Source organism: Pseudomonas sp. A6 (assembly GCF_052367875.1).
Taxonomy (GTDB): domain Bacteria; phylum Pseudomonadota; class Gammaproteobacteria; order Pseudomonadales; family Pseudomonadaceae; genus Pseudomonas; species Pseudomonas citronellolis.
Map to the genome: position 1 here is coordinate 6,012,860 of NZ_CP198970.1, position 21,601 is coordinate 6,034,460.

The following is a 21,601-nucleotide window of genomic DNA, read 5'->3' on the forward strand; positions in this document are numbered from 1 at the left end:
CAGGATGTATTCAACACCGACGCATGTCATTCTCGCCGGCGCCACCGGCCTCACCGGCGAACACCTGCTCGACCGCATGCTCAGCGAGCCGACGGTCAAGCGCGTGCTGGCGCCGACGCGCCGGCCACTGGCCGCCCACCCGCGCCTGGAGAACCCCATCGGCCCGCTGGCCGAACTCATCCCCGGCCTGGCCGGGCCGGTGGACACGGTGTTCTGCTGCCTGGGCACCACGCTCAAGGAGGCAGGCTCCGAAGCGGCCTTCAAGGCGGTGGACCACGACCTGCCGCTGGCCCTGGGCGAGCACGCGCTCAAGCTCGGCGCGCGGCACTACGTGGTGGTCAGCGCGCTGGGCGCGGACAGCAAGTCCTCGCTGTTCTACAACCGCGTCAAGGGCGAGCTGGAAGAAGCCCTGCAGAAACAGGGCTGGGCGCAACTGACCATCGCCCGCCCGTCCCTGCTGCTGGGCCAGCGCGAGGAAATCCGCCTGGCCGAACTGCTCGCCGCGCCCTTCGCCCGCATCCTCCCCGGCAAGCTGCACGGCATCGAAGCCTGCGCCCTGGCCCGCGCCCTCTGGCGCCTGGCCCTGGAGACGGGCAAGGGTGTGCGGTTCGTGGAGTCGGATGAGCTGCGCAGGCTCGGGAAATAACCCCCAGTTGCGCCGAGATGCTCGCTCCTACGAAAAGCGGTGTTCGCCTGCAATGTAGCGATAGCCGGAGGTTCCGGCGCGGTTCGCGGATAAGATCCGCTCCTACGCAACGCCCACCTACAGGAGCGCAACCTGCGCGCGATTTCGCGGGCAGGGCCCGCTCCTACAGTTCGGCATGAGGCATGGCATTCCCCTGGAGCGGACCTTGTCCGCGATAGCCGGAGGTTCCGGCGCGGTTCGCGGATAAGATCCGCTCCTACGCGACGCCCACCTGCAGGAGCGCGCCCTGCGCGCGAAATCGCGGGCAGGGCCCGCGGCGTCAATTCCCGCCCCACACCTGCAGGCCGATCCCCAGCTCGGCGGCGATCGACAGCGGCAACAGCACGGTGTCCAGCAACGCGCTACCCGGCAGGTCCAGCCGCGGGTATTTCGGCGCCTCGGTGCCGTAATGATCCTGCGGGCAACAACCGCCGTTGATGGAATACCAGTCCAGCCGCGTGCCGGCGTAGATCAGCGGGGCGCCGGGCTTGTTGGCGTTGAGGGTCTTCACGGTGGCGCAGCCGCCCAGTTGCAGCAGCATCAGGGCGGCGAGGAGCTTATTCGTCACTGACAAGGTGGTGTTCGCCCCAGCGCGGCAGCATGTCCTGGGGAATGCCCAGTTGGTTGAGGATGCGCGCGACCACGAAGTCGACCAGGTCGTCGATGGTCTGCGGCTGATGGTAGAAACCCGGCGCCGCCGGCAGGATCACCGCGCCCAGGTTGGACAGCTTGAGCATGTTCTCCAGGTGGATGCTGGAGAGCGGCGCCTCGCGCGGCACCAGGATCAGCTGGCGGCGCTCCTTCAGGGCGACGTCGGCGGCGCGCTCGATCAGGTTGTTGCAGGCGCCGCTGGCGATCGCCGACAGCGTGCCGGTGGAGCAAGGCACCACCACCATGGCGCCGGGCGCGCCGGAGCCGGAAGCCACCGGGGCCATCCAGTCTTCCTTGCCGTAGACGCGGATCTGCCCCGGCGCGGCGCCGGTGTATTCGCTGAGGAAAGCCTGCATCGCCTGGGGCTTGCCCGGCAGGGTCACGTCGGTCTCGGTGGCCACCACCAGTTGCGCGGCCTTGGAAATCAAGAAGTGCACCTCGCGGTCTTCCTGCACCAGGCAGTCGAGCAGGCGCAGGCCGTACTGCGCGCCGGAGGCGCCGGTCATCGCCAGGGTGACGCGTTCGGCTCCCGCCATCTCAGTCCTCCAGGGCCTTGGCCAGCTTGCCGTGCAGGCCGCCGAAGCCGCCGTTGCTCATGATCACTACTTGGGTGCCCGGCGTGGCCACGGCCCTCACGCCTTCGATGATGGCCTCCAGGGAATCGCACACCTGAGTCGGCACGGTCGAGCCGGCCACGGTGGCGGCCAGGTCCCAGCCCAGGTTCGGCGGCGCGTACCAGAACACCCGGTCGGCCTGGGTGACGCTGTCCGCCAGGCCGTCGCGGTGGGCACCGAGCTTCATGGAGTTGGAACGCGGCTCGACCACGGCGATCACCGGGGCGTCGCCGACGCGCTTGCGCAGGCCGTCGAGGGTGGTGGCGATGGCGGTGGGGTGGTGGGCGAAGTCGTCGTAGAGGGTCACGCCCTTCACTTCGGCGACCTTCTCCATGCGCCGCTTGACGCTCTTGAACGCCGACAGCGCGGCGCAGCCCAGCTCCGGCACCACGCCGACGTGGCGCGCCGCGGCCAGGCAGGCCAGGGCGTTGGCGACGTTGTGCTGGCCGGTCAGTTCCCATTCCACCGTGCCCTGGGCGGCGCCGTCGAACAGCACCTCGAAGCGCGAGCCGTCGGCGCTGAGCAGGCGCGCCTGCCATTGGCCGCCCTCGCCGGTAGTTTGCACCGGCGTCCAGCAGCCCATGCCGATCACGCGCTTGAGCGCGGTTTCGTTTTCCGGGTGGATGATCAGGCCTTCGCCGGGGATGGTCCGCACCAGGTGGTGGAACTGCCGCTCGATGGCCGCCAGGTCCGGGAAGATGTCCGCGTGATCGAATTCCAGGTTGTTCAGGATGGCAGTGCGCGGGCGGTAGTGGACGAACTTGGAGCGCTTGTCGAAGAAGGCGCTGTCGTACTCGTCGGCTTCCACCACGAAGAACGGCGTGCCGCCCAGGCGCGCGGAGACGCCGAAGTTCTGCGGCACGCCGCCGATCAGGAAGCCCGGGCTCATGCCGGCGTGTTCCAGCACCCAGGCCAGCATGCCGCTGGTGGTGGTCTTGCCGTGAGTGCCGGCGGCGGCCAGCACCCAGCGGCCCTGCAGCACGTGGTCGGCCAGCCACTGCGGGCCGGAAACGTAGGGCAGGCCCTTGTTCAGCACGTATTCCACCGCCGGGTTGCCGCGCGACAGGGCGTTGCCGATCACCACCAGGTCCGGCGCCGGCTCCAGGTGGGCGGGCTCGTAGCCCTGCATCAGTTCGATGCCCTGGGCCTGCAGCTGGGTGCTCATGGGCGGGTAGACGTTGGCGTCGGAACCGGTGACGCGGTGCCCCAGTTCCTTGGCCAGCACGGCCAGCGAGCCCATGAAGGTGCCGCAGATGCCGAGGATGTGGATATGCATGCAGACTCCTGCAATCAAGCCTGGGAAGGCGCTTCGAATGGGCGGCAGATTAGCACAGCGCCGCCTTCTCGCGGCGCGGCCGGGAGCATCAGACGGCGCCATTGGGCGGGGGTTCCGCGCAAGCCATTGGTGGGCCTGGCGTAGGGCGTATAACCGTTCGCGGTTATACGCCGATACACCCAATCTTCACCCAAAGCCAAGGTCGAACCTGAAGCCGTCCATCTACACAGCCGCCCCACCGCCAAGGTCGAACCCGGAGCCGCCTGGGGCCTGGGTCAAACGGCGTACAACCGCGAACGGTTGTACGCCCTACGGTACGGAGCGGCTCAGACCGTGGCGGCGCAGCTTGCGGTAGAGGGTGTTGCGGCTGATGCCCAGTTGCTGCGCGGTGCGGCTCATGTGCCAGCGCTGCGCCTCCAGCACCGCCAGCAGCGCGCCGCGCTCGGCATCGAGCAGGCAGTCGGCGGGTGCTTCCGCTTCGGGCTCTGGCTTGGGTTGCGCGGCGCGGCGGATGTCCACCGGCAGGTCGGCCAGGTGCACGCGGCCGCCCTCGCTCAGCGCCACCAGGGTGCGCAGCACGTTGCGCAGCTGGCGCACGTTGCCCGGCCAGGGATGGTCGAGCAGGACCTGGCGCACGTCCTCGTCGAGCACGATGGGCCGGCCCCGGGATTCCTCGGCGAGCAGTTGCGCCAGCAGCTGTGGCCGGTCCTCGCGCTCGCGCAAGGCCGGCAGTTGCAGCACCAGGCCGTTGAGGCGGTAGTAGAGGTCCTCGCGGAAGGTGCCGGCGGCCACCAGCTCCTCCAGGTTGCGGTGGGTGGCGCTGATCAGGCGCAGGTCCACCGGCTGCGCCACGCCATCGCCCAGGGGCACCACCTGGCGCTCTTCCAGTACGCGCAGCAGGCGCGTCTGCAAGGCCAGGGGCATGTCGCCGATCTCGTCGAGGAACAGGGTGCCGCCGTCGGCCTGCAGCAGCTTGCCGCGCATGCCTTCCTTGCGCGCGCCGGTGAAGCTGCCGCCGCGGTAGCCGAACAGCTCGCTCTCGATCAGGCTTTCCGGGATGGCCGCGCAGTTCAGCGCGACGAAGGCCTTGCCGGCGCGCTCGCCGGACTGGTGCACGGCCTTGGCGAAGGCCTCCTTGCCCGAGCCGGTCTCGCCGTGCAGCAGCAGCGGCACGTCGTGAGCGTAGACCTTGAGCGCACGACGGAAGTCCGCGGCCAGGCGCTCGTCGCCCAGGCACAGCCCCGGCGCGACAGGCGCCGGCCGTGATACGGGAATCGCCAGCGGCCGCGGCTCACCCCGCAGCTGGGCGTGGAACTGGCGCCCGGCATGGCTGCGCAGCGGCCAGCTGAGGCCGGCCTGGGTGCTGGCGCGGCCGAGCAGCTCGTCCAGGCGGATGTCGAAGCAGTCCTCCACCGATCGGCCGAGCAGGCCGTCGCGCGGGCGGTCGAGCAGGTTCAGCGCGCCCTGGTTGGCGGCGAGGATGCGCCCGGCGCCGTCGAAGGCCACCAGGCCCTCGCTGAACAGCCCGACGTACTCGGCTTGCAGGTGGAAGCGCAGCAGCCACTGGCCTTCGAAGCGGCGCAGGAAGTAGCAGCTCTCGATCATCTTCGCCGAGAGGTTGACCAGCGCCATGGTGTGGAACTGGCTCTGCCGCGACAGGTCGCGGCGCGCCGAGGACACGTCGAGCACCGCCAGCAGTTCGCCGTGGGGGTCGAACACCGGGCTCGCCGAGCAGGTCAGGCCGGTGTGCAGGCTGCGGAAGTGTTCGTCGCGGTGGATGGTCAGCGCCTGGCGCTCGATCAGGCAGGTGCCGATGCCGTTGGTGCCCTCGCGGGCCTCGCTCCAGTCGGCGCCCAGCCACAGGCCGGCGTGTTCGAAGGTGGCGCGCTCGGCCTCGTCGCAGACGCGGTTGAGGATCACCCCGCGGGCGTCGGTGAGCAGCACCGCGTGGCCGGCACCGGCGAGCTGCTGGCGCAGGCTGGTCATCTCGCCGCTGGCGATCTCCAGCACCTGCTGCAGGCCTTCGCGGCGCTCCAGCATGCGCCGGTGCTCCAGCACCGTGGGCGGCAGCGTCTGCGCCGGGTCGAGGTGGTATTCCTCCAGGCAGCGCAGCCAGGAACGGGCGATCGACGGATCGGCGGCGGGGCCGCTGGCCGGTTGCTGCCCGCGGGCCACTGTCATGACCTGGCGGGCGTGGCGACTCATGGCGTTCGCACTCATTGTTATGGTTCTCCACGGAAGGGACGGCAGGCAGTCCCGGGGCGACCGTTCCCGCAGCATCGTCCAGCGCGCCGCGCAATGCAATGCCCGCGTGACCTGGCGGTCAGCCGCTGTACCGGATACGGGACAAACTGTCACCCAGGCCTGTGCCAGCGCTGCCACACCGCCCGTCGGCGCGCGCCCGCAAGCCGACCGCCGGCCCAGCAACCACGCGGTTCGCACTGGCATGGCCCGACCCTTGCTCTACGCTTGTCAGACCGCAAACGCGTCCTCCCCAACAAGCACAAGAGCCAGGAGATCCACCATGCGTTACGCCCAACCCGGTAGCCAAGGTGCTGTCGTTTCCTTCAAGTCCCGCTACGGCAACTACATCGGTGGCGAGTTCGTACCGCCGGTCAACGGCCAGTACTTCGTCAACACCTCGCCGGTGAACGGCCAGCCGATCGCCGAGTTCCCCCGCTCCGACGCCGCCGACATCGACAAGGCCCTGGACGCCGCCCATGCCGCGGCCGATGCCTGGGGCCGCACTTCGGTGCAGGAGCGCTCGCTGGTCCTGCTGAAGATCGCCGACCGCATCGAACAGAACCTGGAAGTGCTCGCCGTCACCGAGACCTGGGACAACGGCAAGCCGGTGCGCGAAACCCTCAACGCCGACATCCCGCTGGCCGCCGACCACTTCCGCTACTTCGCCGGCTGCATCCGCGCCCAGGAAGGCTCGGCCGCGGAGATCAACGACAGCACCGTGGCCTACCACATCCACGAGCCGCTGGGCGTGGTCGGGCAGATCATCCCGTGGAACTTCCCGCTGCTGATGGCCGCCTGGAAACTCGCCCCGGCCCTGGCCGCCGGCAACTGCGTGGTGCTCAAGCCGGCCGAGCAGACGCCGCTGGGCATCTGCGTGCTGATGGAGATCATCGGCGACCTGCTGCCGCCGGGCGTGCTCAACGTCGTCCAAGGCTTCGGCAAGGAAGCCGGCGAGGCGCTGGCCACCAGCAAGCGCATCGCCAAGATCGCCTTCACCGGCTCCACCCCGGTGGGCTCGCACATCCTCGAGTGCGCGGCGAAGAACATCATCCCCAGCACCGTCGAGCTGGGCGGCAAGAGCCCGAACATCTACTTCGAAGACATCATGCAGGCCGAACCGACCTTCATCGAGAAGGCCGCCGAGGGCCTGGTGCTGGCCTTCTTCAACCAGGGCGAGGTGTGCACCTGCCCATCCCGCGCCCTGGTGCAGGAATCCATCTACCCGCAGTTCATGGAAGTAGTGATGAAGAAGGTCAAGGCGATCAAGCGCGGCGACCCGCTGGACACCGACACCATGGTCGGCGCCCAGGCCTCGCAGCAGCAGTTCGACAAGATCCTCTCCTACCTCGACATCGCCCAGCAGGAAGGCGCCGAAGTGCTGGTCGGCGGCCAGGTCGAGAAGCTCGAAGGCAGCCTGGCCACCGGCTACTACATCCAGCCGACGCTGCTCAAGGGCAGCAACAAGATGCGCGTATTCCAGGAAGAAATCTTCGGCCCGGTGGTGGGCGTCACCACCTTCAAGGACGAGGCCGAGGCCCTGGCGATTGCCAACGACACCGAGTACGGCCTGGGCGCCGGCGTCTGGACCCGCGACATCAACCGCGCCTACCGCATGGGCCGCGGCATCAAGGCCGGCCGCGTGTGGACCAACTGCTACCACCTGTACCCGGCGCACGCCGCGTTCGGCGGCTACAAGAAATCCGGCGTGGGCCGCGAGACCCACAAGATGATGCTCGACCACTACCAGCAGACCAAGAACCTGCTGGTCAGCTACGACATCAATCCGCTGGGCTTCTTCTGATAGCAGCGAGCTTCCGACTCTCTTCCGCGCGGCCTTCGGGCCGCGCTTTTTTTCGCCTCGAAGAAGTAAGCGTTCGCGGTTACTCGCCATTATCTCCCGCCATGGATGGGAAATTCGCAGTCAACCTGTAGGAGCGGGTCCTGCCCGCGATTCGCGCGCAGGGCGCGCTCCTACATGGGAACGGCGCGGGTCGCGCAGCATAATCCGCGCCGGAATCTCCGGTTATCGCGGTCAAGGTCCTACGTTGCAGGCGTGCACGGCTTTTCGTAGGAGCGAGCTTGCTCGCGAATGAGCCCCGCAGCGGGGTCTGTTCGCGAGCAAGCTCGCTCCTACGAAGAGCGCGCCGGCGCGGCCGGGAAGATCAGGCCTCATCGCTGCGCCACTGCCGCGGGCTCACGCCGAACCAGCGGCGGAAGGCGCGGGAGAAGGCGCTGGTCTCGGAGTAGCCCAGCAGCGGCGCCAGTTCGGAGATCGGCCGCTGGCGCTGGCGCAGGTAGTGCACCGCCAGTTCGCGGCGGGTGTTTTCCACCAGTTGGCTGAAGCTCAGCCCGGCCTCGCGCAGGCGCCGTTGCAGGCCGGCGTTGGTCAGCTCCAGGCGTTCGGCGATCAGTTCCAGCACCGGTTCGCCCTCGCTCAGGGCCAGGCGGATCTGGGTGCCGGCGTCTTCCAGCAGGTCCGGCCCGCGGCCCTGCTCGCCCAGGCGGCGGATCACGTCCTGCACCAGGAACAGCAGGTTGGCGTCGCTCTCGGGCATCAGCCGGCCCTTGATGTCGGCCTTGGGCACCAGCAGCGAATTGCAGCCGCGCTGGAAATGCACCGGCGCGCCGAACACCCGCGCGTGCTCCTGCCAGTCCTCCGGACGGGCATGCTCGAAGCCCACCGCGCGCGGCGACCAGTCCTGGCCGAGGGCGTGGCGCAGCAGGTTCAGCGCCATGCCCATGGTCAGTTCGGCATCCTGCCGGCGATCGAGGATGGCGCCGTGCTGCACCTGGTAGTCGAAGCGGAAGCACTCGCCGCAATCCACCAGGCGGATCAGGGTGCTGTGCTGATGGAAGGGAAAAGCCGCAGCGAAGTTGCGCAGGGCGTCTTCCAGGGTTTCCGAACACAGCCCCACGTAGCCCAGCAGGCCAAGGGCGCGGGGCTGGAACTGCTGGCCGTAGCGCAGGCCGAAGTTGTCGCAGCCGGACTGCCGCGCCGCCTCTTCCAGCACCTGGCAGTAGTTGGTCAGGGCCAGGCTCAGGGTGGGGTGGCGCAGGCGCTCGGGGTCGATGCCGGCGCGGCCGAAGACGCGGTCGATGTCGCCGCCCTGGGCGGTGATGAAGCCATCCAGGCCACTGGCGGCGGCGGACAGCACGCCCAGGTTGCTCGCCGAGGGCGTGGCGACGGCACAGGAAAACAGGGACGGGTTCATGGGCACGCTCGTTGTTATTGATCGCTTATCCGACAAAACCACGTAGCAATTACCGTGCCTCGCCCCGGAGGCCCGAAATGCCCCATGACAGCCGCCGCATCGGCCCGTGGACGCGACATTCCCGTGCAGGCCTCGCGCCATCCTGGGGCGATGGGTAACACCTCGTTGCAACTTGACCGCAGAGGCCGCACGGCGGGCTCCAGGGTCAAGTCCTGGGCCCCCGCCGTCGCTACCATCGAAGCCAGGCAACCCGTCCACGCCCCGAGGGGCAGAGGAGTCCGCAATGAGCGCATCACAACTAAAACCGACGCTGGGAACCTTGCACCTCTGGGGCCTGGCCGTGGGCCTGGTGATTTCCGGCGAGTACTTCGGCTGGAGCTACGGCTGGGGCACCGCCGGCACCCTGGGCTTCCTGGTCACCACCCTGATGGTGGCCCTGATGTATACCTGCTTCATCTTCAGCTACACCGAGCTGACCACCGCCATCCCCCACGCCGGCGGGCCCTTCGCCTACAGCCTGCGGGCCTTCGGCAAGAACGGCGCGACCATCGCCGGCATCGCCACCCTGATCGAATTCGTCTTCGCCCCGCCGGCCATCGCCATGGCCATCGGCGCCTACCTCAACGTGCAGTTCCCGGCGCTGGACCCGAAATGGGCGGCCACCGGCGCCTACGCCATCTTCATGACGCTGAACATCCTCGGCGTGAGCATCGCCGCCACCTTCGAACTGGTGGTCACCGTGCTCGCCGTGGCCGAGCTGCTGGTGTTCATGGGCGTGGTGGCGCCGGGCTTCAGCTTCAGCAACTTCGTGCTCAACGGCTGGGCCGGCTCCAGCACCTTCAGCAGCGCGGCCATCGGCGGCATCTTCGCGGCCATTCCCTTCGCCATCTGGTTCTTCCTCGCCATCGAGGGCGCGGCCATGGCCGCCGAGGAAGCCAAGGACCCGAAACGCACCATCCCGCGCGCCTACATCGCCGGCATCCTCACCCTGGTGACCCTGGCCATCGGCGTGATGATCTTCGCCGGCGGCGTCGGCGACTGGCGCGAGCTGTCAAACATCAACGACCCGCTGCCGCAGGCCATGAAGGCGGTGGTCGGCAACAACTCCACCTGGATGCACATGCTGGTGTGGATCGGCCTGTTCGGCCTGGTGGCCAGCTTCCACGGCATCATCCTCGGCTACTCTCGGCAATTCTTCGCCCTGGCCCGCGCCGGCTTCCTGCCCGCGGGCCTGGCGAAGCTGTCGCGCTTCCAGACCCCGCACCGGGCCATCCTCGCCGGCGGCGTGGTGGGCATCGCGGCGATCTTCAGCGACAACCTGATCAGCCTGCAGGGCATGACCCTGACCGCCGCGATGATCACCATGAGCGTGTTCGGCGCCATCGTCATGTACATCATGAGCATGCTCAGCCTGTTCAAGCTGCGCCGCAGCGAGCCGCACCTGGAGCGCACCTTTCGCGCGCCCGGCTACCCGATCGTGCCGGGCATCGCCCTGGCCCTGGCGCTGGTCTGCCTGGCGGCCATGCTGTGGTACAACCAGGTGATCGCCCTGGTGTTCCTGGCGCTGATGCTCGCCGGCTTCATCTGCTGCAACCTGGTGATCGCCGCGCGCCGTGGCGTGCCGGCCAGCTTCGCCAGCGAAGGTTGATCCACCCGCGCCGGGCCGCGAGGTCCGGCGCCGTTGAGCACAAGGAGTTCCCATGCCCGGATACGCCCACAGCGTCGGTGGCCAGACCTGGCGCTTCGACAGCCTCAGGCAGCTGATGGCCAAGGCCAGCCCGGCGCGCTCCGGCGACTGCCTGGCCGGCGTCGCCGCCGGCAGCGACGCCGAGCGCGTGGCCGCGCAGATGGCCCTGGCCGAGGTGCCGCTCAAGCGCTTCCTCGACGAGGCGCTGATCCCCTACGAGCAGGACGAAGTCACCCGCCTGATCATCGACGGTCACGACCGCGCCGCCTTCGCCCCGGTCAGCCACCTGACGGTGGGCGACTTCCGCGACTGGCTGCTCGGCGACGCCGCCGACGAGGCCAGCCTGCGCGCCCTGGCGCCGGGGCTGACGCCGGAGATGGCGGCGGCGGTATCGAAGATCATGCGTGTGCAGGACCTGGTGCTGGTGGCGCAGAAAATCCGCGTGGTCACCCGCTTCCGCAACACACTGGGCCTGCGCGGCCGGCTGTCCACCCGGCTGCAGCCCAACCACCCCACCGACGACCCCGCCGGCATCGCCGCCAGCGTCCTCGACGGCCTGCTCTACGGCAACGGCGACGCCATGCTGGGGATCAACCCGGCCACCGACAGCCTGCAATCCATCTGCACCCTGCTGGAGATGCTCGACGCCATCATCCAGCGCTACGAAATCCCCACCCAGTCCTGCGTGCTGACCCACGTCACCAGCTCCATCGAGGCGATCAACCGCGGCGCGCCGCTGGACCTGGTGTTCCAGTCCATCGCCGGCACCGAGGCGGCCAACGCCAGCTTCGGCGTGAGCCTGGCGATCCTCCAGGAAGGCTACGAGGCGGGCCTGTCGCTCAAGCGCGGGACACTGGGCGACAACCTCATGTACTTCGAGACCGGCCAGGGCAGCGCGCTGTCGGCCAACGCCCACCACGGCGTCGACCAGCAGACCTGCGAGGCCCGCGCCTACGCCGTGGCCCGGCATTTCAAGCCGTTCCTGGTGAACACCGTGGTCGGCTTCATCGGCCCGGAATACCTGTACAACGGCAAGCAGATCATCCGCGCCGGCCTGGAGGACCACTTCTGCGGCAAGCTGCTGGGCGTGCCCATGGGCTGCGACATCTGCTACACCAACCATGCCGAGGCCGACCAGGACGACATGGACATGCTGCTGACCCTGCTGGGCGTGGCCGGCATCAACTTCATCATGGGCATCCCCGGCTCCGACGACGTGATGCTCAACTACCAGACCACCTCCTTCCACGACGCCCTCTACGCCCGCCAGAGCCTGGGCCTGCGCCCGGCGCCGGAGTTCGAGGCATGGCTGGAACGCATGCACATCCTGCAGCAGCGCGAAGGCAAGGTGCGCCTGGCCGAGCAACTGCCGCCGGCGTTCCGCCCGGCCCTGGCGCAACTGAACTGAGGACGCGCGGATGAGCGAAGAGAAGTCCACCGCCACCCCCAACCCCTGGCAGGAACTGCGCCGCCTGACCCCCGCGCGTATCGCCCTGGGCCGCGCCGGCACCAGCCTGCCGACCAGGGCGCAACTGGACTTCCAGTTCGCCCACGCCCAGGCCCGCGACGCCGTGCACCTGCCCTTCGACCACGCCGGCCTGAGCGCCGCCCTGGCCGAACGCGGGCGCGCAAGCCTGCTGCTGCACAGCGCCGCCGCCGACCGCCACACCTACCTGCAGCGCCCCGACCTGGGCCGCCGCCTGGACGAAGACTCGGCGACCCTGCTGCGCCAGCACGGCGAGGCCAACCCCGCGGGCTACGACCTGGCCGTGGTGGTGGCCGACGGTCTCTCCGCGCTGGCCGTGCAGCGCCATGCCCTGCCCTTCCTGGAACGCCTGGAGGACATGGCCGCAACCGAGAACTGGAGCCTGTCGCCGGTGGCACTGGTGCAACAGGGGCGCGTGGCGGTGGCGGACGAGGTCGGCGAACTGCTGCGGGCGAAGATGGTGGTCATCCTCATCGGCGAACGCCCCGGCCTCAGCTCGCCGGACAGCCTCGGCCTGTACTTCACCTGGGCGCCGAAGGTGGGCCTGAACGACGCCTACCGCAACTGCATCTCCAACGTGCGCCTGGAAGGCCTGAGCTACGGCATGGCCGCCCACCGCCTGCTGTACCTGATGCGCGAAGCCTGCCGCCGCCAGCTCTCGGGGGTGAACCTGAAGGACGAGGCGGAACTGCCGACGCTGGAAGGCCAGGGGCCGGGGGCCAACTTCCTGCTGGCCGGGCGCTGAGGCCGGCTGCGCCGAAACGCCCTTCGTAGGAGCGAGCTTGCTCGCGAACCGCATGGCACGGCGTCTGTTCGCGAGCAAGCTCGCTCCTACGAGAAGCCGGGCCTGCCCGTACGGTAGGAGCAACTGTCTTGCCGGCTGCGCCAAGGCGCTTTTCGTAGGATGGGTTGAGCCTTGGCGAAACCCATGCGGTCGTGGTGATGGGTATCGCTTCGCTCAACGCCATCCTACGGGTCTTGTGTTTGCCGGAGGGCGTAGGAGCGGGCCCTGCCCGCGATTCGCGCGCAGGGCGCGCTCCTACATGAGCAGGGTGCGTGGCCGGCTATCGCAGATGAATCCGCTCCTACGGCCGAGCCCATGGAACGTAGGGCGCATAACCGTTCGCGGTTATCCGCCGTTGGCCGGAACACCGCCACCCCACACGCACACCGAAACACCACTGTCGATCAAACGCTCGCTTGGATTGCGCTTTCAACGATTTCTGGTGCAGCATCCGGGCAGTGCTGTGCTGGCACAGCACCTGCATCGTGACAGCAGCCCATTCACCGAACGCAGAGATCCGCCCATGCGCATCGTGCAAGCCACCCTCGATCACCTCGACCTGCTCGCCCCGCTGTTCGTCAAGTACCGTGAGTTCTACGGGATGCTGCCCTACCCCGAATCCTCGCGGAAATTCCTCGAGAAGCGCCTGAAGCGCAAGGAGTCGGTGATCTACCTGGCGCTGCCGGACGACAGCGACGACAAGCTGCTGGGCTTCTGCCAGCTCTACCCGAGCTTCTCCTCGCTGTCGCTCAAGCGCGTGTGGATCCTCAACGACATCTACGTCGCCGAGGACGCCCGCCGCCAGCTGGTGGCCGACCACCTGCTGCAGCACGCCCGGCAGATGGCGCGGGAAACCAACGCCGTGCGCATGCGCGTGTCCACCAGCACCAACAACGAGGTGGCGCAGAAGGTCTACGAGTCCATCGGTTTCCGCGAGGACACCGAGTTCAAGAACTACATCCTGCCCATCAGTGACGATCTCGTCTAAGCCGAGGGCGCATTACGCTGGCAATGGCTTAACGCCAGCATTACAGTGAAGCATCGCACGTGCCGCCCGGCGTTCGGCGGCTAAGGGGCTCCATGGGCAATCCCCAGCGTCTACTGCGTCACTTCACCCTGCTCCTGCTGTTCGGCCTGGGCACCGTCCAGGCCGATACCCTGCGCGTGGCCACCCTCGACTGGGAACCCTACGTCGGCGCCGACCTGCCCGGCCAGGGCCTGGCCAGCCGCATCCTCGACGAGGCCCTGGCGCTCAACGGCGACCGCGCCGAACGGGTGTTCCTGCCCTGGCAGCGGGCCCTCAACGAAACCCGCGAAGGCCACTACGACGCCCTGATGCCGGCCTACCTGTCGGCCGACCGCAGCCGCGACTTCTACACCTCGATGCCGCTGCTGGACTCGCAGCTGGGCTTCTTCCACCGCCGCGACCGCGCCATCGCCTACCGCGCCGGCGACCTCGACAGCCTGCGCCCCTACCGCATCGGCGTGGTGCGCGGCTACGTCAACCAGGCGGACTTCGACAAGGCCGACTTCCTCACCAAGGAAGTGGTCAACAACGACTGGCAGAACCTGGAAAAACTCCTGCGCGGGCGCCTCGACCTGGCGGTGGTGGACCGCTACACCGGCTACCACCTGCTGGCGCGCAACGCCCCGGCGCTGCGCGAACAGCTGGAATTCATCGAGCCGCCGCTTGAGGTCAAGCCCCTCTACGTGCTGATTCCCAAGACCCGCACCGGCGGCGAGGCGCTGGCCGCCAACCTCGACCGCGGCCTGCGTACGCTGCGCCAAAGCGGTCGCCTGCAACAGTTGATCGCCGACGCCCACCTGGAAACCGCCCAGGGCATGCGCGCCGTGGCCGAACACCCGCTAGCCGAGCAGGTACCAGGCGCCGCCGGCCACGACCGCGCCCGCGAAGGCGCCGACAACCGCCCAGCGGCGCCAACCCTGGACTGGCAGGCGAGCCTGCGCTAACCCGGCCTCCAGGGCCTGGACCAGTTCCGACAGCGCCTCGAAGCGGTTTTCCGGCTCCGGCGCCAGGGCCCGCGCCAGGCAACCATCCCAGCCGGGCGGCACAGCCACCCCGAGGTCCGCCAGGGGTTGATAACGCACTGCCGCGCCAGCCTCCGGCAAGGCCGGCTCGGGCCAGCGCCCGCTGGCCAGCCAGTAGGCGTAGGCGGCCACCACGAACTGCTCGGCGCGGCTGTCCAGCGCGCCACCCGCGCGCAGCTCCGGCGCCAGCGGCAGCACATCGGCCGGCAACGCCTGACGCGGGCAGCCCGGCACGATCGCCGCCAGCTCCGGCAACAGCAGCAGGCGCCCGCGCTCGTCCACCACGATCTGCCGCGGAGATATCCACAGCCCCTGCATACCCCGCCGCTGCAAAGCCCGCAGGGCCTCCACCAGTTGCCGCAGCAGACTCAGCAGTTCAGCCGGGCCCGGCTTGCGCCAGGCGCCGCGCCAATCCGCCAGGCTGCGCCAGCGCCCCGCCGGCAGGGCGAACAGCTGGTAGGCGTGCTGGCGCGGCACACGGGGCGAGAGCACATCGGGCAAGCTCGCCACCTTGCAGCCGCGCAGCGCCCATTCGCGCAGCCAGAAGGCCTGGTCGGCGGCCTGTGCCGCGGCCAGCAGCCAGGCCTCGCGGTCATCCTCGTGACGCACGCGGAACAGCCGCCCCTCGGGCCCATAGGGGCAGGCCTCCAGCAGCCGCCAGCCTTCCAGCGCTATCCCCGGCCGCAGCACCGGCGGCGCCGGCCAGCCGGTGGGCACGGGCAGGCCCGGCTGCGCCACCAGGCACTCCGGCAACACCAGCGCGGCGGCGCCGGGCGCCCGCAGCAGCGGCTCCAGCAACACCGGCAGCTCAGCCTCGGCGAGCCGTCCAAGGCCCTCCAGCAGCGGCCGGCGATCGATCACCTCGAGCAGCGGCTGTGGCGCCATCAGCAAGGCCTCGCCCGCCTGCAGCGACAGGTTGTGCTGGGTCAGCGGCAGCTCGGCCTGGCCGCCCAGGCTGCCATCCTCCCGGCCGGGCAGGGCCTGCAGCTCACCGGCGCGGTAACGCAGCAGGCCGATGTTGCCGCAACGCAGGAAATGCGCCTGCCCGCCCTGCACCAACAGCACGCCCGCGGCCAGTTCGGCGCTTGGCCGGCCAGCCCGGGCGCGGCGGAAATTCAGCATGTTCAGCGAGGCCAGCACCTGGCGCACCGCCTGGGCCTCGGACCAGGCGTCGGGCGCGCAGGCGAAGTCGGCGAAGAGCGCATCCAGCTGCACCTCCAACTCCTGCACCAGATTGGGGCAGCCGCGCCCCCAGAGCAGCCCCAGCATGAACAGCGCCGGCCGCCCCTGGCGCCCACCCAGCCACTCGGCGCGCACCCGCGCCGCCTGGGCCGGCAGATCGGGCCCGGCGCCAAGGGCGACACCGGGCAGGGGCGAATGGGCAAGACGCAGGGACATGGGGCGAGGTTCCGACAGAGATTTCCACTGCAGAACTGCAGCCTTCATGCCGACAGTCTTTTCACTCGCGCGCTGTAATATCCTGCAACCTGTCCTAGGCAGACGCCTGCGACAAAGCGCGCCCCACTGCAACGCGGGGGTGCCTATAATGCCGGGCTCGGCAGTTCACCACGCGGTTTTCAAGGCGCCTCATGGATTTCAACCCGATCGACCTCGTTCTGCATCTCGACACCTATCTCTCGCTGCTGGTCAACAACTACGGGGCCTGGATCTACGCCATCCTGTTCCTGGTGATCTTCTGCGAAACCGGCCTGGTGGTAACGCCCTTCCTCCCCGGCGACTCCCTGCTGTTCATCGCCGGCGCCATCTGCGCCACCGGCGGCATGGACCCGTGGGTGCTGGGCAGCCTGCTGCTGTTCGCGGCCATCAGCGGCGACAGCACCAACTACGTGATCGGCCGAACCCTGGGCAAGCGCCTGTTCAGCAACCCGGACTCCAAGGTGTTCCGCCGCGACTACCTGGACCAGACCCACGCCTTCTACGAGCGCCACGGCGGCAAGACCGTGACCCTCGCGCGCTTCCTGCCCATCGTGCGTACCTTCGCCCCCTTCGTCGCCGGCATGGCCTACATGCCCTACCTGCGCTTCCTGTTCTTCAGCGTCGCCGGCAGCATCGCCTGGGTCGGCGGCCTGGTCACCCTGGGCTACTTCTTCGGCAACGTTCCCTTCATCAAGCAGAACCTGTCGGTGATGATCATCGCCATCATCGCCTTCTCCCTGGTGCCCATGCTGATCGGCGTGATCCGCCACAAGCTGGCGCGCAACGGCAAGCCGCAGGCCTCGGAGCGCTGATACCGCGATGTGGTCGTTCAGCGCCTGGCGCCGCCGGCGCTTCCTCGCACGCCACCCGCTGGACGCCCAGCTGTGGGCCGAGGTGCTGCGCCACCTGCCGATCCTCGACGGCCTGAGCGAAGAGGAACTGCGCCTGCTCGGCGAGCGGGCGCTGCTGTTCCTGCGCGACAAGCACCTCACCGCCCTGCCCGGCGTCGAGCTGGACGACTTCCGCTGCCTGCTGCTGGCGGCCCAGGCCCAGTTGCCGCTGCTGCACCTGCCGGAGCTGAACTGGTACGGCGGCTTCCACGAGCTGGTGCTCTACCCCGACGACTTCCTCAGCCCGCAGAAGCACCGCGACCCGGCCGGGGTGATCCACGAGTTCGACGACGAGCGCAGCGGCGAAACCTCGCTGCAGGGCCCGGTGGTGCTGGCCTGGCCGGGGGTGGAAAACGGCGGCGGCTGGGACGCCTACAACCTGGTGATCCACGAACTGGCGCACAAGCTGGACATGCTCGACGGCGACGCCAACGGCCTGCCGCCGCTGCACCGCGACATGCGCATCGGCGACTGGTCGGCGGCCATGAAATCGGCCTACGACGAGATGAACCGCAAGCTCGACCGCCATCCCGAGGCGCACACCGCCATCGACCCCTACGCGGCGGAGAACCCGGCGGAATTCTTCGCCGTCACCAGCGAATACTTCTTCACCGCCCCGGACCTGCTGCACCGGGCCTATCCGAAGGTCTACGAGCAACTGGGGCTGTTCTACCGGCAAGATCCGCTTGCGCGCCTGCAACGACTGCAGCGCGAGCACCCCGACTATCAGGAAACTCCGGCGCACTGAGCGATGTCTGTGGCTTGGCCACGGCAATCTGCCTATAATCCGCCGCACTTTTTCGGCCCGACCAACCCCCTTGGAGTCGTCCATGAGCTACAGCAGCATCCCGGCTGGCAAAGACCTGCCGAACGACATCTACGTCGCCATCGAGATCCCGGCCAACCACGCGCCGATCAAGTACGAGATCGACAAGGACACCGACTGCCTGTTCGTCGACCGTTTCATGGCCACCCCGATGTTCTACCCGGCCAACTACGGCTTCATCCCCAACACCCTGGCCGACGACGGCGACCCCCTGGACGTGCTGGTCGTGACCCCCTACCCGGTGGCCCCGGGTTCGGTGATCCGCGCCCGTCCGGTCGGCGTGCTGAACATGAGCGACGAAGCCGGCGGCGACGCCAAGCTGATCGCCGTACCGCACGACAAGCTGAGCGTGCTGTACCACGACGTGAAGGAATACACCGACCTGCCGGCCCTGCTGCTGGAGCAGATCAAGCACTTCTTCGAGAACTACAAGGACCTCGAGAAGGGCAAGTGGGTCAAGGTCGAAGGTTGGGGCAACGCCGAAGAAGCGCGCTCCTACATCACCAAGGCCGTCGCCGCCTTCCAGGCCAAGTGATGGTCGCGGGGCAACCCGCCACGAAGAAGCCCCGCCCCCGCGCGGGGCTTTTTTCTGGGCGCGACGGGCACGCTCGTCGCAACGACGGCGCCTGGCGGAAATGCCATTAGGCAAGCCCGGCCGAATTTGCTAAAGTGCGCGCCCACGACGCCGGTCCCAGAGCCGCGTCCACAGAATTCAAAGGCGGTCGCTGCTTACCAGAAGTAAGGACGGGCCACCCCCTGAAGAGCCGGCCACAAGCCGGCTTTTTTAATGCCCGCGGGAAACGCCGGCCTTGCGCCAGCTTTGCTCTGGCCGCTCAACTCGGCTCAACCTCAGCATCAGACGGCCAGCGCCAATCCCAGGTGGAAGATATCCACACGCTGCACGCCGAACCATCCGCCGCATGCCCTCCACCAGCAGTCCCGCCGCAGCGAATAAAGTGGCCCTGGCGATGGCCAGCAGCGCCAGGTTTACCGCCAGCGACGAGCCGTCCGGTACCAGCAGCATCACCACGCCTAGCCCCGAGGAGCGCCGCCCCCATCAGCCCCCCGGCAGCTCCTACCCGCGCCACCTCGGCCAACGCCAGGCCAAGGCTGCCGAATACGCAGGCGGCGGCGATCACCCGCCCCTGAAGATCGCATCCCATGATTCCCCTCACTGAGCGCCCGTAAAGGCCTTCAGACTAACCAGCAGAAGGGAAGATGCTCGTTTCATTGCGACAATGGCCATGACGAATAGCGCCAAGGAAGCAGAGAGTGAAGTTTTCGGGAAAGAAACTTCAGTAAGTGACGTGCTGCGCTGTGAGCAGCGTAATACTGCTTCTGAAACCACAACGGGTTGTCGATTTCCGCTACCTCCAGGCGAGCGACGCGCGGTAGCGGGCCGACCAGAGGATTTCGCCGCCGTAGCTGATCAGTTTTCTGCAGACACTAGACAGTCGAGTTGGAAAGCGGCTTTCAGCGGACCTTCGCTATCCAATATGGTCAACGAGTGGGAACTGCCGGACTGCAGATCTAGCTACGATACAAGGCATTACCGCTTCCGGCGAGAGATCATTCTAATTTTTCTTTCCTGCCCCTCTTATTTTTTAGAATATTCCAAAAATATTTTTAATTATAAAACCTTCAAACAAAACAACAGCCCTCACAACTTAAATCAACTGAACATATAGCCCCAATAAATAATAACATTATCAGAGCTCGTAGCCTTCAAACGATTACTCATGTGCCTCTTGTTAGCCTCGGCTACCGGACAGATACATCAGATAACGCTATCAACCCATCAGCTCAAACATCAAAACTAGCAATATAGACATCCTAACCATCCCCAATAATCTGGGCGCATTAGGTATCGTTCAGTAGAACGCCTTCATACATACCTTCCATGGATAGACATGATATCCAGGAGATATCCTCAGAAAAAAAGTATGTATGCTGCGGGATCTCAGAGAAAACTGAAAACACCCTACTCATATCCTTGGCACAAAATTTATATGCACAATCCGTCAGTGAGTCTCCAATACAAAAAACATAGCCAAACGGTGCATTAGAGAGTTTTTTTGCAATCTCTTCAAGACCATCATTCAGACCATCACCAAAATAGAAAAATCTATTGGTGACACTTTGCCAGGCAATCTTCCCCCCCGAAAACTTAAACTGAGAATTGATCCTCATCAAAAACTTGTCATGCATCTCATCTGACAAAACCTCATACTTAACCCCTGACTCTTTCAAAGACAATCTCAAATCGTCGTCATAATAGCTCATCTACTTAGGGCCTTTGTTAACTTCAAAACCAACTGGGGTGTAGCATTAAAAATATAATGAGGTCCTTTCTCTTTGCCGGACCATACATTTATATGAGCGCCATTTCTTTCATCATACTCTATACGATATCCTACTTTTCCATCCGAAGTTTGCATTCCAATTGGTTTTCCAGCATTCTCACCAAATTTTCCAATAGTGGGTTTCTCCGCTTTAAAACCTCTCTCGCCCAACCAATCAAGAGCACTATTTCTTGCCTGCTCAAATGTTTCAAACTCTACGTTTTCAGCAAAGGGTTTATTTTCTTTCTCTGCTCTTGGACACTTTGTAAGCCCACTAGCCAACCCCAACGGATCCACCCACCCCGTTGGGTTAGGCACATACTGGTAGTGGTTCAACCCACCCGCCAGCTTGATCGGGTCCGGCGTCAGGAAACGGCCGGTGTTGGGATTGTAGTAACGATGCCGGTTGTAGTGCAGGCCGGTTTCCGCGTCGTAGTACTGCCCCTGGAAGCGCAGCGGGTTGTCGATTTCCGCCACTTCCAGGCGGGCGACGTTGCCGTAGGCGCGGTAGCGGGCCGACCAGAGGATTTCGCCGCCGTAGCTGGTCAGTTCCTGCGGAGTGCCCAGGTGGTCGAGCTGGTAGTAGAAGGGCTCGGCCTTCAGCGGGCCTTCGCCGTCCAGCATGATCAGCGGACGAAGCTGCCAAACTTACAAGGTGGCAGTAATATAAGCCGTCACTAATTTCGATCAGCTTGTTGCTTTCTAGAAAAGCTAATGGTAGCTCAAGAGAGGCATCTAATATGAGCGCATTTCCCTGTCCGGGCTTCAGTAATTTATCAATCTCTGCCTTAGACATGATGAAAAATTATCCATCACGCCAATCAAACCATACTTAGTCTTTCTTCATGAATTCAGCCAAATTTCTTCTTTACAAAACCAAAGAGAGAATTCGCAACACCACAGACAGGTAGAAAAACTCAAATTTATATTTATTCTTTCAAGAGAATCAAATATAAGCTCCTCCGAATCGCCCCTTGTTCACCAACAGTACTGATATCCTCTGCATAGAAGTTATCGTATTCAACAAGACTTAGCCGTGACACATCCTCCCCCTTAAATCTTTTCAAAACACATACGTAGTCGAACCATATTCAACTGATGAAATCGCATATATGGCTACCCATCGTCTTCTCTCAGGAGTCTCAGCAGGAAGCTCTTGGGCTATCTCAGCATACGCCCCAATCAGCCCCATATATCTTGCGCAATATTATTCTTCAGTTCAGCCTCCAATCTCTCCAAACTAATACAGCCTAATGATTTAGATCTTTTTAGAGTGCAATTAAAAATGAGGACGAGTGGCGTGAAGATCATGGAAACATGGTTTTTAATTTATAATTAATTTAGAACCCTAATATGAGAAAAATAATAAACCTTATGACAAACCTGACAACCATGCCTCACACTGGCATAGGATCTCT

The 21,601-nt window shown here is 65.8% G+C and carries 18 protein-coding genes and 1 pseudogene; 11 read left to right on the plus strand and 8 right to left on the minus strand.

What is annotated here, in order from left to right:
- The first annotated feature begins 4 nt into the window (after positions 1 to 4).
- Positions 5 to 646, plus strand: a complete 642-nt coding sequence (locus ACTWJ5_RS26390; protein WP_074984955.1) for an oxidoreductase — start codon at positions 5 to 7, stop codon at positions 644 to 646.
- A 319-nt stretch (positions 647 to 965) separates the two neighbouring features.
- Here the strand turns inward: ACTWJ5_RS26390 and ACTWJ5_RS26395 are convergent, their stop codons facing one another.
- The 4 genes from ACTWJ5_RS26395 to ACTWJ5_RS26410 form a co-directional block, all read right to left on the minus strand.
- Entirely contained in the window at positions 966 to 1,226 is a 261-nt protein-coding gene (locus ACTWJ5_RS26395; protein ID WP_009615977.1) for a YceK/YidQ family lipoprotein, read from the minus strand.
- A 16-nt stretch (positions 1,227 to 1,242) separates the two neighbouring features.
- Complete coding sequence (gene ubiX, locus ACTWJ5_RS26400) at positions 1,243 to 1,872, minus strand: flavin prenyltransferase UbiX (RefSeq protein WP_064584270.1); 630 nt, start codon at positions 1,870 to 1,872, stop codon at positions 1,243 to 1,245.
- A 1-nt stretch (position 1,873) separates the two neighbouring features.
- Positions 1,874 to 3,226 carry a UDP-N-acetylmuramate:L-alanyl-gamma-D-glutamyl-meso-diaminopimelate ligase gene (mpl, locus tag ACTWJ5_RS26405; protein ID WP_444436854.1) on the minus strand — a complete coding sequence of 451 codons (1,353 nt, stop codon included), beginning with the start codon at positions 3,224 to 3,226 and terminating at the stop codon, positions 1,874 to 1,876.
- 309 nt (positions 3,227 to 3,535) lie between these two features.
- Positions 3,536 to 5,446, minus strand: coding sequence for a sigma-54-dependent Fis family transcriptional regulator (locus ACTWJ5_RS26410; RefSeq protein WP_444436855.1), 1,911 nt, complete (start codon positions 5,444 to 5,446; stop codon positions 3,536 to 3,538).
- A gap of 304 nt (positions 5,447 to 5,750) precedes the next feature.
- Between ACTWJ5_RS26410 and exaC the strand changes: the two genes are divergently transcribed.
- Positions 5,751 to 7,271 (plus strand): acetaldehyde dehydrogenase ExaC, encoded by a 1,521-nt coding sequence (gene exaC, locus ACTWJ5_RS26415; RefSeq protein WP_009615972.1) that lies wholly within the window; start codon positions 5,751 to 5,753, stop codon positions 7,269 to 7,271.
- Positions 7,272 to 7,632: 361 nt separating this feature from the next.
- On the opposite strand, the gene qhpR is transcribed toward exaC, so the two are convergent.
- Positions 7,633 to 8,682 (minus strand): AraC-like transcriptional regulator QhpR, encoded by a 1,050-nt coding sequence (gene qhpR / locus ACTWJ5_RS26420; protein ID WP_253392236.1) that lies wholly within the window; start codon positions 8,680 to 8,682, stop codon positions 7,633 to 7,635.
- A 283-nt stretch (positions 8,683 to 8,965) separates the two neighbouring features.
- On the opposite strand from qhpR, the gene eat reads away from it, so the two are divergent.
- The 5 genes from eat to ACTWJ5_RS26445 all read left to right on the plus strand — a co-directional run bounded on the left by eat (position 8,966) and on the right by ACTWJ5_RS26445 (position 14,610).
- On the plus strand, positions 8,966 to 10,330 hold the full coding sequence (gene eat / locus ACTWJ5_RS26425) for an ethanolamine permease (RefSeq protein ID WP_116425572.1): 1,365 nt from the start codon (positions 8,966 to 8,968) through the stop codon (positions 10,328 to 10,330).
- A 52-nt stretch (positions 10,331 to 10,382) separates the two neighbouring features.
- Positions 10,383 to 11,777: an ethanolamine ammonia-lyase subunit EutB gene (locus ACTWJ5_RS26430; protein ID WP_074984943.1), complete on the plus strand. Its 1,395-nt coding sequence runs from the start codon at positions 10,383 to 10,385 to the stop codon at positions 11,775 to 11,777.
- 10 nt (positions 11,778 to 11,787) lie between these two features.
- Positions 11,788 to 12,600 carry an ethanolamine ammonia-lyase subunit EutC gene (eutC, locus tag ACTWJ5_RS26435; protein ID WP_253392235.1) on the plus strand — a complete coding sequence of 271 codons (813 nt, stop codon included), beginning with the start codon at positions 11,788 to 11,790 and terminating at the stop codon, positions 12,598 to 12,600.
- A gap of 562 nt (positions 12,601 to 13,162) precedes the next feature.
- Positions 13,163 to 13,627 (plus strand): GNAT family N-acetyltransferase, encoded by a 465-nt coding sequence (locus tag ACTWJ5_RS26440; protein WP_009615966.1) that lies wholly within the window; start codon positions 13,163 to 13,165, stop codon positions 13,625 to 13,627.
- Positions 13,628 to 13,719: 92 nt separating this feature from the next.
- Positions 13,720 to 14,610 carry a substrate-binding periplasmic protein gene (locus tag ACTWJ5_RS26445; protein ID WP_074984937.1) on the plus strand — a complete coding sequence of 297 codons (891 nt, stop codon included), beginning with the start codon at positions 13,720 to 13,722 and terminating at the stop codon, positions 14,608 to 14,610.
- Here ACTWJ5_RS26445 and ACTWJ5_RS26450 read toward each other — a convergent pair.
- Positions 14,506 to 16,086: a protein kinase gene (locus tag ACTWJ5_RS26450; protein ID WP_253410260.1), complete on the minus strand. Its 1,581-nt coding sequence runs from the start codon at positions 16,084 to 16,086 to the stop codon at positions 14,506 to 14,508. The two genes, ACTWJ5_RS26445 and ACTWJ5_RS26450, sit on opposite strands and share 105 nt — an antisense overlap.
- 191 nt (positions 16,087 to 16,277) lie before the next feature.
- Here ACTWJ5_RS26450 and ACTWJ5_RS26455 point away from each other — a divergent pair, with 191 nt between their 5' ends.
- The 4 genes from ACTWJ5_RS26455 (at position 16,278) to ACTWJ5_RS26470 (ending at position 19,529) form a co-directional block, all read left to right on the plus strand.
- A complete protein-coding gene (locus tag ACTWJ5_RS26455; protein ID WP_043273221.1) occupies positions 16,278 to 16,937 on the plus strand; it encodes a DedA family protein in 660 nt (219 codons plus the stop codon).
- A 7-nt stretch (positions 16,938 to 16,944) separates the two neighbouring features.
- A complete protein-coding gene (locus ACTWJ5_RS26460) occupies positions 16,945 to 17,763 on the plus strand; it encodes a M90 family metallopeptidase (protein WP_116425577.1) in 819 nt (272 codons plus the stop codon).
- 82 nt (positions 17,764 to 17,845) lie between these two features.
- Positions 17,846 to 18,376: an inorganic diphosphatase gene (gene ppa, locus ACTWJ5_RS26465; protein WP_009615962.1), complete on the plus strand. Its 531-nt coding sequence runs from the start codon at positions 17,846 to 17,848 to the stop codon at positions 18,374 to 18,376.
- Positions 18,377 to 19,085: 709 nt separating this feature from the next.
- Positions 19,086 to 19,529, plus strand: a complete 444-nt coding sequence (locus tag ACTWJ5_RS26470) for a hypothetical protein (protein ID WP_253392231.1) — start codon at positions 19,086 to 19,088, stop codon at positions 19,527 to 19,529.
- 172 nt (positions 19,530 to 19,701) lie between these two features.
- Here ACTWJ5_RS26470 and ACTWJ5_RS26475 read toward each other — a convergent pair whose 3' ends face one another.
- Both ACTWJ5_RS26475 and ACTWJ5_RS26480 read right to left on the minus strand, forming a co-directional pair.
- Positions 19,702 to 20,124: a hypothetical protein gene (locus ACTWJ5_RS26475; protein ID WP_253392230.1), complete on the minus strand. Its 423-nt coding sequence runs from the start codon at positions 20,122 to 20,124 to the stop codon at positions 19,702 to 19,704.
- Positions 20,121 to 20,819, minus strand: a pseudogene (locus tag ACTWJ5_RS26480) (RHS repeat-associated core domain-containing protein); the annotation flags it as partial. The gene ACTWJ5_RS26475 and the pseudogene ACTWJ5_RS26480, both read right to left, overlap by 4 nt.
- Positions 20,820 to 21,601 lie beyond the last annotated feature (782 nt).

Bases quoted from the DNA above. Each gene is read 5' to 3' on its own strand.
- mpl (WP_444436854.1), bottom strand. From the start codon at position 3,226: ATGCATATCCACATCCTCGGCATCTGCGGCACCTTCATGGGCTCGCTG.
- ACTWJ5_RS26430 (WP_074984943.1), top strand. From the start codon at position 10,383: ATGCCCGGATACGCCCACAGCGTCGGTGGCCAGACCTGGCGCTTCGAC.
- ACTWJ5_RS26390 (WP_074984955.1), top strand. From the start codon at position 5: ATGTATTCAACACCGACGCATGTCATTCTCGCCGGCGCCACCGGCCTC.
- eutC (WP_253392235.1), top strand. From the start codon at position 11,788: ATGAGCGAAGAGAAGTCCACCGCCACCCCCAACCCCTGGCAGGAACTG.
- ACTWJ5_RS26455 (WP_043273221.1), top strand. From the start codon at position 16,278: ATGGATTTCAACCCGATCGACCTCGTTCTGCATCTCGACACCTATCTC.
- ACTWJ5_RS26445 (WP_074984937.1), top strand. From the start codon at position 13,720: ATGGGCAATCCCCAGCGTCTACTGCGTCACTTCACCCTGCTCCTGCTG.
- exaC (WP_009615972.1), top strand. From the start codon at position 5,751: ATGCGTTACGCCCAACCCGGTAGCCAAGGTGCTGTCGTTTCCTTCAAG.
- ACTWJ5_RS26410 (WP_444436855.1), bottom strand. From the start codon at position 5,446: ATGAGTGCGAACGCCATGAGTCGCCACGCCCGCCAGGTCATGACAGTG.
- qhpR (WP_253392236.1), bottom strand. From the start codon at position 8,682: ATGAACCCGTCCCTGTTTTCCTGTGCCGTCGCCACGCCCTCGGCGAGC.
- ppa (WP_009615962.1), top strand. From the start codon at position 17,846: ATGAGCTACAGCAGCATCCCGGCTGGCAAAGACCTGCCGAACGACATC.
- ACTWJ5_RS26475 (WP_253392230.1), bottom strand. From the start codon at position 20,124: ATGAGCTATTATGACGACGATTTGAGATTGTCTTTGAAAGAGTCAGGG.
- ACTWJ5_RS26470 (WP_253392231.1), top strand. From the start codon at position 19,086: ATGACGAATAGCGCCAAGGAAGCAGAGAGTGAAGTTTTCGGGAAAGAA.
- ACTWJ5_RS26460 (WP_116425577.1), top strand. From the start codon at position 16,945: ATGTGGTCGTTCAGCGCCTGGCGCCGCCGGCGCTTCCTCGCACGCCAC.
- ACTWJ5_RS26395 (WP_009615977.1), bottom strand. From the start codon at position 1,226: ATGCTGCTGCAACTGGGCGGCTGCGCCACCGTGAAGACCCTCAACGCC.
- ACTWJ5_RS26450 (WP_253410260.1), bottom strand. From the start codon at position 16,086: ATGTCCCTGCGTCTTGCCCATTCGCCCCTGCCCGGTGTCGCCCTTGGC.
- eat (WP_116425572.1), top strand. From the start codon at position 8,966: ATGAGCGCATCACAACTAAAACCGACGCTGGGAACCTTGCACCTCTGG.
- ACTWJ5_RS26440 (WP_009615966.1), top strand. From the start codon at position 13,163: ATGCGCATCGTGCAAGCCACCCTCGATCACCTCGACCTGCTCGCCCCG.
- ubiX (WP_064584270.1), bottom strand. From the start codon at position 1,872: ATGGCGGGAGCCGAACGCGTCACCCTGGCGATGACCGGCGCCTCCGGC.